A 13376-nucleotide genomic window follows, 5' to 3' on the forward strand; every position below is an offset into this window, starting at 1 on the left:
GGTGGGCTGGTCGACAAAGTCATGAGTCTAGCGTTTTCAGCATGGCCCAATTCCGGTGCCCCGCAATCCATGAGGTATGCTGGGGCAATGACACACACCACTTTTATCCCTGGCAAAGATGCCGCTCTTGAAATCACCATCAGCACGCTGCAAGGCAAGTTGCAACACATGGGGTTTCACATTGAAGAACGCAGCTGGCTCAACCCGGTTGATGGCATCTGGTCGGTGCACATCCGTGACCGCGATTGCCCGCTGCTGTTCACCAACGGCAAGGGGGCCAGCCGCCTGGCTTGTCTGGCCAGCGCCCTGGGCGAGTTTTTTGAGCGCTTGTCCACCCATTATTTCTGGACGCATTTCTACCTGGGGCCCGAGGTGGCCGAGCGCCCGCATGTGCATTTCCCGCAAGAGCGCTGGTTTGACGTGCCTGAAGACGAGTCCTGGCCCGCTGAGCTGCTGAGCCCAGAACTGCACCAGCTCTACAACCCTGAAGGCAACATCGATGCCAGCAGTCTGGTCGATTTCAACTCCGGTGCGGTCGAGCGCGGCATTTGTGCGCTGCCCTATGTGCGCCAGAGTGATGGTCAAACCGTGTATTTCCCGGTCAACATCATTGGCAACCTGTATGTCAGCAACGGCATGTCGGCGGGCAACACCGCCACGGAAGCCCGCACCCAGGCTTTGTCGGAGATTTTTGAGCGTGCCATCAAAGCCCGCATCATCAGCGAAGGCCTGTGCCTGCCAGACGTGCCCGAGGCGGTGATTGCCCGCTACCCACGCATTGCCCGTGGCATTGCTGCCCTGCGCGAGGCGGGTTTTGGCATTCTGGTGAAAGATGCGTCCTTGGGCGGCCAGTACCCGGTGATGAATGTCACCCTGCTGAACCCGGCAGATCAGGGCTGTTTTGCCAGTTTTGGGGCGCACCCTCAGTTTGAAGTGGCGCTGGAGCGGGCCTTGACCGAGCTGCTGCAAGGCCGCGCACTGGATGCTTTGGCGGGTTTTCCGGCTCCCGGCTTTGATCTGGAGGAAACCGCCAGCTCCACCAACATCGAGATTCATTTTGTGGATTCCAGCGGGGTGATCCACTGGAAATTCCTGGGTGACACGCCTGATTTCGAGTTTGTCGACTGGAACTTCGGCAGCACCACCGCCGAAGACTACGCCTGGTGTCTGGACCGCCTGCATCAGGATGGTCACCAGGTCTATGTGGCCGACTTTGCCCAGTTCGGGGTCTATGCCTGTCGGGTGCTGGTGCCCGGCTTGTCAGAGATTTACCCCATTGACGACCTGGAGTTCGAGAACAACAGCGTGGCCAATGACTTCCGCGAGGCCATTCTGAATTTGCCCGATCTGGACGACGAGGAATGCGCCGACCTGCTCGACACCTTGAACGACTCCAACCTTGCCGACCACCGCCCGGTGCCGGGGCTGATTGGCATGGCGGCCGATGCCGGTTCGTTCTGGAGTGACCTGCGTCTGGGTGAACTCAAAACCCTGCTGGCCCTGGCTGTCGGCGACGAAGCCGCCACGTTGGAAGGCTGCGAATGGATTTTGAACTTTGACCAGATCAACCCCGAGCGCAAGCGCGTGTACGCCTGCATCCAGAACCTGATTCGCCTGGCCGACATGGGTGACAGCGGCCCGTATCTGGACACCCTGGCTTTGCTGTATGGTGCTGGCCCCTTGGCGCAGGCCCATGCCCTCATCATGCAGGAAGACCGCTTCATGGGTCTGAGTGCTCCCGGCCTGGCGATGGACGGCTGTGAAATGCACCACAAGCTGTGGGCGGCATACGACAAGATTCATGGTTTTGTTTGATTGAGTCTGCCATGCATCCTGATTGGCTGATGCCAGACTGGCCCGCACCAACCGGGGTGCGGGCGGTGTGTACCACCCGTGCAGGTGGAACCTCCAGCGCACCCTATCACAGTCTGAATCTGGGTGACCATGTCGGTGATGATGCGGGCTGTGTGGCGGCCAACCGGGCCAGATTCCAAGCGGCTTTGGGCGTGCGCCCGGTGTTTTTGAACCAGGTGCATGGCACAGACGTGGTAACGCTGGATACCCACACCCCGAATGCCACGGTGGCCGATGCCTGCCTGACCACTCAACCCCGTGTGGCTTGCACCATCATGGTGGCCGATTGTTTGCCGGTGCTGTTCACCAATGTTCAGGGCTCGGCGGTGGCCGCTGCCCATGCGGGTTGGCGCAGTCTGGCTGGGCCGGGTGGGGTGGGTATTTTGGAGGAAACTTTTAAGCGTTTTAGTGCTCTAGCGCTTGATAATAAAGCGCTAGAAGCTACTGAAATAATAGCGTGGTTGGGGCCGTGTATTGGCCCCACAGCGTTTGAGGTGGGAGCAGAGGTGCACGCGGCATTCATTACCCATGATGTGCAGGCGCAAGCCTGTTTTGAGCCACGTCCGGGTGGCAAATGGCTGGCTGATCTGGCCGGGCTGGCCCGCCTGCGTCTGCGTGCACTGGGCATCACCCGGATTCATGGCAACAACAGCAGTCCGGCGTGGTGTACCGTCAGCCAGAGCTCACGGTTCTTTTCGCACCGGCGTGACCGTGTCAGTGGTCGTTTGGCCGTCAGCATCTGGCTGGAGTGATGAAATGGTGGTTTGTGCGGCGGCCAATTCGGCTTGTTCCCGGGCTTTGATGGCACGGCGGCGTGCCGGTGTGCCCATGATGTACACCACCAGTGTTACCGGCAGCAGTCCGTACAACACAAAAGTAAGGATGCCGCCGAGTATGGTGCCGGTGGTATTGGTAGCTTCGGCAAGCGCCATCATGAGTGCCACATACAGCCAGGCAATAGGAACGATATACATGGAATTGTTTTGTATTTTTAAGGGACTTTTGAATAATGTCAGGTTTTCGAAGGGCTTGACCTAAGATACTAACCACATCTGTTTCTGATGATGACCAACAAGGCTAAGAATGAAAGACAATGGACAAGAACTTTGGCTGCAAACGGCCCAGCAATTCCAGCAAACCATGGCAGATAGCCTGAAGAAGACGTTTGAGTCTTTTCAAAACATGGATTTGGGGGCCGCAGGCACCCAACTGCTGGCACCTACCACCAAGCCGCCAGAAATTAAATTCTCTCAGGAAAAGCTCCAGGCTTTGCAGCAGCAATACCTGTCAGAAGCCACCGAGCTGTGGAATCAAAGCCTGCAGGGTTCAGCCAAAGTCACTGACCGGCGTTTCTCCAATGAGGCCTGGGCTGCCAACCCGGCGGCCACCTTTACGGCTGCCGCTTATCTGCTTAATTCGAAGACGCTGACGGAAATGGCCAATGCCGTTGAAACCGATGCCAAGACCCGTGCCCGCATTCAGTTTGCCATCGAGCAAATGACGGCTGCCGCCGCACCCAGCAATTTCCTGGCCTTGAATGCTGAAGCACAAAAGAAAGCACTGGAAACCCAGGGCGAAAGTATTGCCAAAGGTATTCAAAACCTGTTGCATGACATTCAGCAGGGTCATGTCTCCATGACCGACGAGAGCGTTTTTGAAGTAGGCAAAAACGTTGCCACCACCGAAGGTGCTGTGGTGTTCCAGAATGACTATTTCCAGTTGATTGAATACAAACCATTGACTGAGAAGGTTTATGAAAAACCTTTCTTGTTGGTGCCGCCTTGTATCAACAAGTTCTACATTCTTGACTTGCAGCCCGAGAACTCGCTGATCCGTTATGCCACAGAGCAAGGCCATCGTACCTTTGTGGTGAGCTGGCGTAACCCGGACACCTCCATGGCCAAAGCCACCTGGGACAATTACGTGGAGGATGCGGTGATCAAAGCCATCCATGTCACGCAAGACATCACAGGTGCCAAAACCATCAACGCCTTGGGTTTCTGTGTGGGTGGCACGATGCTGGGTACGGCGTTGGCTGTGTTGGCTGCACGGGGTGAAAAACCAGTCGCCAGTGCTACTTTCCTTACCTCCATGCTCGACTTTGCGGATACGGGTGTGCTGGACGTGTTTATTGACGAAGCCTTTGTCAAATACCGGGAAAAGGAAATGGGCGAGGGTGGTTTGATGAAGGGCAAAGACCTGGCGATGACCTTCAGCTTTTTGCGCCCCAATGACCTCGTGTGGAACTATGTGGTGGGTAACTACCTCAAGGGTGAAACGCCGCCGCCGTTTGACCTGTTGTACTGGAACAGTGACAGCACCAATTTACCTGGCCCCTATTACGCCTGGTATCTGCGCAACACGTATCTTGAAAACAAGCTGACCAAGCCTGGTCACGCAACCGTTTGTGGTGAGCAGATTGACCTGAATCTGGTCGACATGCCGGTCTACATCTACGGCTCACGTGAAGACCATATCGTGCCCATTGGTGGTGCCTACGCGTCCACCCAGTATCTACCCGGAAAAAAACGCTTTGTCATGGGTGCATCTGGTCACATTGCAGGGGTGATCAACCCGCCCGCCAAAGGTAAGCGCAGCCACTGGATTCGTGAAGATGGCAAGCTGCCCAAATCAGTTGATCAATGGTTGACTGGCGCAACCGAACACAAAGGTAGCTGGTGGACTGATTGGTCTGAGTGGCTGGCCACGCAAGCTGGCAAACAAATTGCTGCACCGAAGTCGTATGGCAAAGGTAAACACAAGGTTATCGAGCCAGCACCTGGCAGTTACGTCAAGGCCAAAGCCTGATTTTTCACCTCAATTCTTAACAAGTCACAGGAGATTACATGGAAGATATCGTTATCGTTTCAGCAGCTCGTACAGCCGTGGGCAAATTTGGTGGTTCATTGGCCAAAATTGCCGCTCCTGAACTGGGTGCCACCGTTATCAAGGGGTTGTTGGCGCGCACAGGTTTGGGTGCTGACCAAATTGGTGAAGTCATCATGGGTCAGGTGTTGGCTGCAGGCTCAGGCCAAAACCCTGCTCGTCAGAGCTTGATCAAGAGTGGTATTGCCAAAGAAACCCCGGCCTTGACCATCAATGCAGTGTGTGGTTCCGGTCTCAAGTCGGTCATGCTGGCGGCCCAGTCCATTGCCTATGGTGACAGCGACATTGTGATTGCTGGTGGCCAGGAAAACATGAGTGCCTCGCCGCACGTGCTGATGGGTTCGCGTGATGGGCAACGTATGGGCGACTGGAAAATGGTCGACTCCATGATTGTTGACGGTTTGTGGGATGTGTATAACCAGTACCACATGGGTATCACTGCGGAAAACGTCAACAAGCAGTACGGCATCACCCGTGAAATGCAAGATGCATTGGCTTTGAACAGCCAATTGAAAGCTGCGGCGGCGCAAGATGCTGGCAAATTCAAGGACGAAATTGTTGACGTGCTCATTCCCCAGCGCAAGGGTGACCCTGTGGTGTTCAATGTGGACGAATTCCTGAACCGCAAAACCAATGCCGAAGCCTTGGCTGGCCTGCGCCCCGCCTTTGACAAGGCTGGCAGTGTCACGGCTGGTAATGCCTCTGGCATTAATGACGGTGCTGCCGCCGTGATGGTGATGACCGCCAAGAAGGCTGCCGCCCTCGGCTTGACTCCGCTGGGCCGCATTGCCAGTTTTGCCACCAGTGGCCTTGATCCAGCCATCATGGGCATGGGCCCTGTGTCGGCTTCGCGCAAAGCACTTGAGCGTGCGGGCTGGAAGGCAGAGGACCTGGATTTGATGGAAATCAACGAAGCCTTTGCTGCTCAAGCCTGTGCAGTGAACCAGGAAATGGGTTGGGACACCAGCAAGATCAACGTCAACGGCGGAGCCATTGCCATTGGCCACCCGGTGGGCGCATCTGGTTGCCGGATCCTGGTGACCCTGCTGCACGAAATGCAGCGCCGTGATGCTAAAAAAGGCATTGCTAGCCTGTGTATTGGTGGCGGCATGGGGGTTGCCCTAACCATTGAGCGCTGATTTAGCCCGCATAATCTGACATCAACCCATTAGGGTGTTTCAAACACCAGACGGTTTATTTAAATCTGTTTCGTATTTACAAAGAGGAGAAGTTTATGAGTCAAAAAGTAGCTTATGTCACCGGTGGTATGGGTGGTATCGGTACCGCCATTTGCCAGCGTTTGAGCAAAGAAGGTTTCAAGGTCATCGCCGGTTGCGGTCCCACACGTGACTACGCCAAGTGGTTGGCTGAGCAAGCCGCTTTGGGCTACACGTTTTACGCGTCTGCCGGCAATGTGGGCGACTGGGACTCCACCGTGGCAGCTTTTACCCAAGCCAAAGCCGAGCACGGCAGCATTGACCTGCTGGTGAACAACGCGGGTATCACCCGTGACCGCATGTTTCTGAAAATGACCCGCGAAGACTGGGATGCCGTGATCGAGACCAACCTCAATTCCATGTTCAATGTGACCAAACAAGTGGTTGGTGATATGGTTGAAAAGGGCTGGGGCCGCATTATCAACATTTCCTCAGTGAACGGTGTCAAGGGTCAAGCTGGTCAAACCAACTACTCGGCAGCCAAAGCCGGTATGCACGGTTTCAGCATGGCCCTGGCCCAAGAACTGGCCACTAAGGGCGTGACAGTCAATACCGTGAGTCCTGGTTACATTGGTACCGACATGGTGAAAGCTATCCGCCAGGAAGTGCTTGACAAGATCATTGGTACGGTGCCGGTCAAGCGCCTGGGTGAACCCAGTGAGATTGCGTCCATCATTGCCTGGCTGGCATCCGACGAAGGTGGTTACGCGACGGGGGCCGAGTTCTCGGTGAATGGTGGTTTGCACATGGGCTGATGCTCAACATGGCCCAAGCCATGTTGTTGGAATTTAGCCATAAAACATAGGTTTGTATTTGTCTTGTTTTGATTTATGCTAAATTCGAGGCTCTTATATTTTATTGAAAGGGAAAGTCATGAAGTCATTGATTTCTAAAATTGCCATAACACTTTTGATTGCTACTTCTGTGCAAATGGCTTCGGCTCAAGAGACCGTGACAGTCGAAGTTCAAGGTGGTACTGCAGGGACGGGAACAAATGTGGTGACTCAGCAAGTGGTGTTGACTGCCGCACAGAAAGCCGCTTTGCTGGTGCCTGGTGGCTCCATTACGGCTGGTGGCCTGTTGATTACTGCTGCTGTGGTTGGGGGTGTAGTGGTTTACACGGGCACCAAATCTACCTCTGGTACTGTCGCCACAACGGGCACAATTTGATTTTCTTGTGACAGTCTGACGGCTACAACCTGCCTATTCGTAAAAATAAGCGCATGATTGCGCTTATTTTTTTGCCTAAATTTGTTTCTACTCAATCACTGGGGCTACATGAATCTACGCGATTTGGTATTAATCTGTTGTATCCCGGTAGTGCTCGGAGCTTGCGCTGGTGATTCTGTTTTGAGAGATGTGACTAGTGCTGTATATGCCAATTCCACTGGAAAAACGGAAGACTATACCCAAAATCTGCCTTTGGTTGCTTCAGACTATTACCTGCGGGTTCATCTAAAGGGTGGGCAACCCACCATTTTGGTATTGGGTTATGAAGATCATCATTTACAAGGCCCAGTTGAAGTTTGGTATTCAGCTGCTGGCGAAGTTCTGAAAATTCAAAATGGCCGCATTGTTGGTACGGCCGGTTTGACCAGCAATTGGCAGCAAGTTGACATCTCCAAAGCACCTTTTAAATGGTCAGGTATTAGCACTGATGTGCAGTGGACGCGTACCCGTGATGAGTCCCCTGGCTACAAATACGGCGTTTCTGATAGGCTTGTTGTCAGTGAATGGCAAGGCTTACCGCCACACTCTATTTCCAGCACTTTGCCACTGTCTGTGGCCAAAACTTACCGCTGGTACGTAGAGCAGTCATCTGATGGTCAATTCTCCAAATTGCCTGCTGCCTGGTTTGCCGTTTCAAGTCAAAATGGCGTTGAAACAGTTGAATACTCCGAGCAGTGCATCACCCCAGATTTATGTTTCAGCTTGCAACGCTGGCCCTTGAAGGAAATCCATCCGTGAAATTTCAGCGTACCCAAGTGGCTTACGCCAGTGTGTTGTGTTTGGCTTGCTGTGCAATTTCACCTGCCAGCGCAATGGCGCAAGTCCAGAATGCCCCCGTCAAATCTGGCGAGCGTCTGGGAGATTGGTTGATTAGAAACGTAGGGCCTAATGCTGACACCACAGCCTTGCATTGGCGCGTGTTGTCTCAAATTCCGGCGCAAGAGCGTTTGCGCAACTCGGTGTTGGACAGCGTGCGCGCCTTGTCACCAGACAATCTTCCTGTTGTACAAAAGCAAAACCTACTAACATGGCTGGGTAGCTTGCCTCTTACTGGCCGGGTTAATCTTTCAACCACAGACCCACGCTGGCTGGAAAATGGTAAGGCAAACAATCCGGTGCTTCAGGAGGGGCATCAGGTCGTTTTGTATCCACGCCCAACTGATGTGGTTGTGGTGACTGAAAGTGGGCAACCTTGTTTGGCTAGGTTCCGCTCAGGAGCTTTGATCAAGGATTACCTTCATGCCTGCCTGTCTGGAGATACCGTACAAGGCATTGATACTGCATGGTTGGCCCAACCGGATGGCAGAACCAGCCGTGCAGGTATTGCACTCTGGAACCAGGAGGATCAAGTTTCTCCAGCGCCAGGTGCCTGGATTTGGGCTCCGAGCCGTACAGTGGCCATTCCTGAGAGTGTGTCAGACAATTTGATTCGGTTTTTTGCCACCCAATCACCTGCTCCTGCTAATCCGGTGTGGGCCAAATATGATCCAGATGCTTTTGTAGCACTGCAATCAGAAACACCAAAGTCGACTCAGCTAAAGGCCAGTGATTGGGGCGAAATTGGCCTTATTCAGACACCAACGGCCCGGATGGAAAAAAATGGGGCAGTGCGTTTCCAGCTCAGCCGCGTGGCACCTTATACCCGCGGAACGGTTATGTTTCAGCCATTAGATTGGCTTGAGGCTGGTTTTCGATATACCGATGTATCGAATCGTTTGTATGGCCCGGTTATTGCTGGAGATCAAACCTACAAAGATAAATCCATTGACATCAAATTGCGGCTGCTGGAAGAAACACATGTCTTGCCGCAAATTGCTTTAGGTATGCGTGACATTGGTGGTACCGGTCTTTTTTCCGGTGAGTATTTGGTTGCCAGCAAGCGTTGGGGTAATTGGGATGCCAGCTTGGGCTTGGGCTGGGGGTATTTGGGTACGCGTGGTAATCTTAAAAACCCACTGTCTATTTTGGGTTCTGGTTTTAATGACCGGGCATTGCCTACCAGTGCGGTAGCTGCTGCTGGTAATCTCAATGCGTCTTCGCTTTTTCATGGCTCTACCGCTTTGTTTGGCGGTGTGCAGTGGCAAAAACCGGAAAGTCCCTGGACGTTGAAGTTTGAATTGGATGGCAATGCTTATCAAAAGGAACCACAAGGCAATAATCAAATCGTTAAAAGTTCATTCAACTTTGGAGCGGTTTATACCTACTCTCCCAATGTTGACCTGAGTTTTGCGTTGGAGCGTGGCAACAGTTGGATGTTCGGCTTGACCGTGCATGGCGCACTGGATCAAATCTATTCGCCGAAGATTCTTGATCGGGCTCTGCCACCAATCACCAGCAGTATCCAGAACGTGCAACCCCCGGCAGGACTTGGTAAAACGGCTGAAAACATCAATATCTACACTGGTTGGAATGTTCGATCCATTGTTGAAGAAGCGGGAGTTTCCAGGTTATTGATAGAGTCCGATGGTTCACTGTATTTGCAAGAGAAGTTGGATCGTACCGTGGCTGTCCTTAACCGGGATATGCCTTTTGCTATTCATCGGTTTGCCATTCAGTTGCAAGAACGTGGTTTGCCGTTAACTGAGGTGGAGGTTGACCGGGCGGAGTGGGTACGTAAGCGTACCCTTGCAGAAGCTCCTGCTGTGCGTTTACCCGAGCAACAAGTTTTGCCCTTGTATTCTTCTGGTCAGTCGGATCTAAATCGCCAGCCGACAGGTTCTAGGTCATGGTTTTCGGGCTCCACTGGCTTTTCTTATAGCCTTGATCCGAGTTACAACCAAATTTTAGGGGGGCCTAACAATTTCTTGTTGTACCAGGCAGGTGTGCAAGCCAATCTGGAAAAGCGCTTTAACGACCGCACTTGGCTCAGCGCAACGGCAAATGCGCGTCTGATCGACAACTATGGCAATTTTGTATACGACGGTCCAAGCAACATGCCTCGTGTGCGCACAGATGCACGTCGCTACACCACTACTTCACGGTTTACCCTGCCATTGATGCAACTCACGCATGTCCGGGACATTGGTAATAGCCAATACCTGAGCGCTTATGGTGGTCTGTTGGAGTCAATGTATGGAGGCGTAGGGGCAGAGTGGTTGTACCGTCCATGGCAGGGGCGCACAGCTTTTGGGGTTGATGTCAATTATGTGCGGCAACGTGATTTCGCTCAAAACCTGGCGTTCAGAACCTATACCATTGGCACCGGGCATGCTACTTTGTATTGGGACACCGGTTGGAATGATCTCCAGGTCAAACTCAGTGCGGGCCGTTATCTGGCTGGCGACATTGGGGCAACATTAGATGTCAAGCGTGTTTTTCAAAATGGCGTTGCAGTTGGTGCTTGGGCTACCAAAACAAATGTGTCGGCTGAGCAGTTTGGTGAAGGCAGTTTTGACAAAGGTATCTACCTCAACATTCCTTTTGATGCCATGTTGCCCAAATCGTCGCCTGGTACCGCCAACATTGTCTGGAATCCACTAACCCGTGATGGAGGCGCACGTCTTAGCCGTGCATTCACACTGTTTGACTTAACCAAAACGCGTGATCCACGTGCTTTCAAATGGCGAGAAAGCAAGCCTGCTGGTTACGAAGCCGCCGAAGACACCAATTACATCCTGACAGAGCCTGCGCCTAATCTGTTTCAGCGTGTGGGTCGCAGTGGTACCTCATTGGGTCAGCAAGTTGCAGATATTCCTGCCTCCACATGGCTGTGGGCCGGTGGTGCGGTGCTGGCTTCCAGTTTGTTAGACAAAAAAGTTGACAATTGGGCCCAAAACCACCAGACCAATAGCTGGAATCGAGTGGGCAGTTTGGGCAACAATTTACCCTTGGCTATGGCACTGGGTGCAGGTTTTCTCTACACCGGTATTGCGGGTGAGGGCATGGCCAGTACTGCCGAAACATCCCTTAAAGCTGGCCTGTATACCATTGGTGCGGCCACGCTGACCCGTTTTGCGGTTGGCCGCAGTCGTCCTTATGAGGGTATGGGGTCTACCAATTTTGATGGTTTTAATTCATCAGCCTTTCAATCCGGGTTCCCGTCGAACCACGTTGCGCTGGCGTTTGCTGTGGCTACACCTTTTGCTCAGCAGCAAAATATGCCTTGGCTTTATGGTGCAGCCGCGCTCAGTGCTTTTGGTCGAATTCAGAGCCGTGAGCATTGGTTGTCAGACACGGTGGCTTCTGGTCTGATGGGCTATGCAATTGGTACATTGGTTGGTAACCAATCCAAGTCACCTAAGGATGTGAAGTTTTCCGTCACGCCAAACTCAATCAAGGCTGATTGGTCTTTCAAATAATGAAAGCTGATAGTGCTGTTAATCAACGTTTGTTAGGACTGTCTCGCTCCGCTAAACGGGCCTTGGTCATGGCGGTGGATATTTTGTTGGCTTTATTTGCCACTTGGGCAGCCTATTCACTCCGTGAAGAATCGTTTCACTGGCCGCAGGGTGTGCAGTGGTTGATTTACTTGTCGGGGCCAGCTTTTGCCATTCCCATCTTTATACGGCTGGGTTTGTACCGTGCCATATTCCGCTATACAGGGCTGGATGCTTTGGTCACTACAGGCTTGGCCGTGGGTCTTTATGCCGTCATCCATCTGGTATTTTTGCAGTGGGTGTTGTGGCCTGTTTTTCCACTCACTTTGGGAGTCTTACAGCCTATCTTGTTTTTACTGCTGGTAGGTATTAGTCGGGCTGTGGCCCGGTTTTGGCTGGCTGGTGTCGGATTTGGCAGAGGTTTTGATCAAGAGCGCATATTGATATATGGCGCGGGTACTGTGGGGGTGCAAACGGCATCTTCCCTGGGTATTGCGGGGAGGCTTAGGCCGTATGGTTTTGTTGACGAAGACCCCGGAAAAATTGGTCAAACGATCAATGGTTTGCCTGTTTTTTCTCCGACTAAACTGGCAGAAGTCATTCATAAATATGGCATTACGGACGTATTGCTGGCTATCCCTAATGCTGGGCGAGACCGGCGCAATCAAATCATCCATACCTTACGGGCGCTGCATGTGCACACCCGCACGCTGCCAGCTTTGTCTGATCTAGCCAGTGGTCGTGTGACGGTGCAGGATTTGCATGAACTGGATTTGGATGATCTGTTGGGGCGAGAAGCCGTCAAGTTGCAGACAGATTTGCTGGCTAATTGTATTGAGAGCAAAACCGTAATGGTTACAGGGGCGGGCGGCAGCATAGGCAGTGAATTGTGCCGGCAAATATTGAAGCAGCAGCCCCGGCAGCTCCTGTTATTGGAGCACAGCGAATTTGCACTCTATAACCTTCATCGCGAACTACAGGCTTGGTGTCATGACAGCGCTGTGCAGGTAGAGTTGGTGCCGCTATTGGCCTCAGTGGTTGATCGCAGACGACTGGACTGGGTTTACGCCACCTATCGACCGCACATTGTCTATCACGCTGCGGCTTATAAGCACGTGCCTATGGTCGAATGTAATCCATCACAAGGCATTATCAACAATGTGTGGGGCACACTGCAGATGGCTCAGTCGGCCATCGCTGCAGGTGTCAAGCGTTTTGTGCTTGTGTCAACCGATAAAGCTGTGCGTCCCACTAATCTGATGGGAGCCAGCAAACGTATGGCAGAGTTGGTTCTACAAGCGCTTGCCAGTCAACCGGAAAATAGCGGGACCTGCTTCAGCATGGTGCGTTTTGGAAATGTACTTGGTTCCAGTGGCAGTGTGATACCTCTATTCCGTGAACAGCTGGCCAAAGGTGGCCCGCTAACAGTAACACATCCTGAGGTGACTCGTTACTTCATGAGTATTCCAGAAGCTGTGCAACTTGTTTTGCAGGCTGCTGTCATGGCTCAAGGTGGTGAGGTGTTTGTTTTGGAAATGGGCAACCCTGTCAAGATACTGGACTTGGCCTATAGACTGGTAGAGCTTTCAGGCTTGCAAGTACGTGATGCACAACAACCTGACGGTGATATAGAAATCAACTGTATTGGCCTGCGTCCAGGCGAAAAGCTATATGAAGAGCTACTGATTGGTGATAACCCTATGCCAACAGTCCATCCGCGTATTATGAAAGCCCATGAGACATTCATGCCGTGGGAAAATTTGCAAGAAGAACTAAAGAAGCTGATGCTGGCTGCAGAGGCTGAAGATGATGTGGGTATTCGAGCTGTATTACATGTGTGTGTGCAGGGTTTTCATGAGCAACCGGTTTAAGT

The 13376-nt window shown here is 52.7% G+C and carries 10 protein-coding genes; 9 read left to right on the forward strand and 1 reads right to left on the reverse strand.

What is annotated here, in order from left to right:
• Positions 1 to 87 precede the first annotated feature (87 nt).
• Both ycaO and pgeF read left to right on the forward strand, forming a co-directional pair.
• Positions 88 to 1815 (forward strand): 30S ribosomal protein S12 methylthiotransferase accessory factor YcaO, encoded by a 1728-nt coding sequence (gene ycaO / locus LDN84_RS10100; protein ID WP_223912039.1) that lies wholly within the window; start codon positions 88 to 90, stop codon positions 1813 to 1815.
• Positions 1816 to 1826: 11 nt separating this feature from the next.
• Entirely contained in the window at positions 1827 to 2606 is a 780-nt protein-coding gene (gene pgeF / locus LDN84_RS10105) for a peptidoglycan editing factor PgeF (protein ID WP_223912042.1), read from the forward strand.
• On the opposite strand, the gene LDN84_RS10110 is transcribed toward pgeF, so the two are convergent.
• Entirely contained in the window at positions 2538 to 2828 is a 291-nt protein-coding gene (locus LDN84_RS10110) for a hypothetical protein (protein ID WP_223912045.1), read from the reverse strand. The genes pgeF and LDN84_RS10110 overlap by 69 nt on opposite strands.
• A 109-nt stretch (positions 2829 to 2937) precedes the next feature.
• Here LDN84_RS10110 and phaC point away from each other — a divergent pair, with 109 nt between their 5' ends.
• The 7 genes from phaC (at position 2938) to LDN84_RS10145 (ending at position 13374) form a co-directional block, all read left to right on the forward strand.
• A complete protein-coding gene (phaC, locus tag LDN84_RS10115; protein WP_223912048.1) occupies positions 2938 to 4662 on the forward strand; it encodes a class I poly(R)-hydroxyalkanoic acid synthase in 1725 nt (574 codons plus the stop codon).
• 38 nt (positions 4663 to 4700) lie between these two features.
• Entirely contained in the window at positions 4701 to 5879 is a 1179-nt protein-coding gene (locus tag LDN84_RS10120) for an acetyl-CoA C-acetyltransferase (RefSeq protein WP_223912050.1), read from the forward strand.
• A 95-nt stretch (positions 5880 to 5974) separates the two neighbouring features.
• A complete protein-coding gene (phbB, locus tag LDN84_RS10125; protein ID WP_223912052.1) occupies positions 5975 to 6712 on the forward strand; it encodes an acetoacetyl-CoA reductase in 738 nt (245 codons plus the stop codon).
• 118 nt (positions 6713 to 6830) lie between these two features.
• A complete protein-coding gene (locus LDN84_RS10130; protein WP_223912055.1) occupies positions 6831 to 7127 on the forward strand; it encodes a hypothetical protein in 297 nt (98 codons plus the stop codon).
• A gap of 108 nt (positions 7128 to 7235) precedes the next feature.
• Positions 7236 to 7925: a YjbF family lipoprotein gene (locus tag LDN84_RS10135; protein ID WP_223912058.1), complete on the forward strand. Its 690-nt coding sequence runs from the start codon at positions 7236 to 7238 to the stop codon at positions 7923 to 7925.
• Positions 7926 to 8092: 167 nt separating this feature from the next.
• Positions 8093 to 11485: a YjbH domain-containing protein gene (locus tag LDN84_RS10140; protein ID WP_223912061.1), complete on the forward strand. Its 3393-nt coding sequence runs from the start codon at positions 8093 to 8095 to the stop codon at positions 11483 to 11485.
• On the forward strand, positions 11485 to 13374 hold the full coding sequence (locus tag LDN84_RS10145) for a polysaccharide biosynthesis protein (protein ID WP_223912064.1): 1890 nt from the start codon (positions 11485 to 11487) through the stop codon (positions 13372 to 13374). The genes LDN84_RS10140 and LDN84_RS10145 overlap by 1 nt, the downstream gene beginning before the upstream one ends.
• The last annotated feature ends 2 nt before the right edge of the window (positions 13375 to 13376 follow it).

The organism is Rhodoferax lithotrophicus, assembly GCF_019973615.1.
In the GTDB taxonomy this organism is placed as follows: Bacteria; Pseudomonadota; Gammaproteobacteria; order Burkholderiales; family Burkholderiaceae_C; genus Rhodoferax; species Rhodoferax lithotrophicus.

Excerpts from the sequence above, each read along its gene's own strand:
- ycaO (WP_223912039.1), top strand. The coding sequence starts at position 88 with ATGACACACACCACTTTTATCCCTGGCAAAGATGCCGCTCTTGAAATC.
- LDN84_RS10145 (WP_223912064.1), top strand. The coding sequence starts at position 11,485 with ATGAAAGCTGATAGTGCTGTTAATCAACGTTTGTTAGGACTGTCTCGC.
- phbB (WP_223912052.1), top strand. The coding sequence starts at position 5,975 with ATGAGTCAAAAAGTAGCTTATGTCACCGGTGGTATGGGTGGTATCGGT.
- LDN84_RS10120 (WP_223912050.1), top strand. The coding sequence starts at position 4,701 with ATGGAAGATATCGTTATCGTTTCAGCAGCTCGTACAGCCGTGGGCAAA.
- LDN84_RS10135 (WP_223912058.1), top strand. The coding sequence starts at position 7,236 with ATGAATCTACGCGATTTGGTATTAATCTGTTGTATCCCGGTAGTGCTC.
- phaC (WP_223912048.1), top strand. The coding sequence starts at position 2,938 with ATGAAAGACAATGGACAAGAACTTTGGCTGCAAACGGCCCAGCAATTC.
- LDN84_RS10110 (WP_223912045.1), bottom strand. The coding sequence starts at position 2,828 with ATGTATATCGTTCCTATTGCCTGGCTGTATGTGGCACTCATGATGGCG.
- pgeF (WP_223912042.1), top strand. The coding sequence starts at position 1,827 with ATGCATCCTGATTGGCTGATGCCAGACTGGCCCGCACCAACCGGGGTG.
- LDN84_RS10130 (WP_223912055.1), top strand. The coding sequence starts at position 6,831 with ATGAAGTCATTGATTTCTAAAATTGCCATAACACTTTTGATTGCTACT.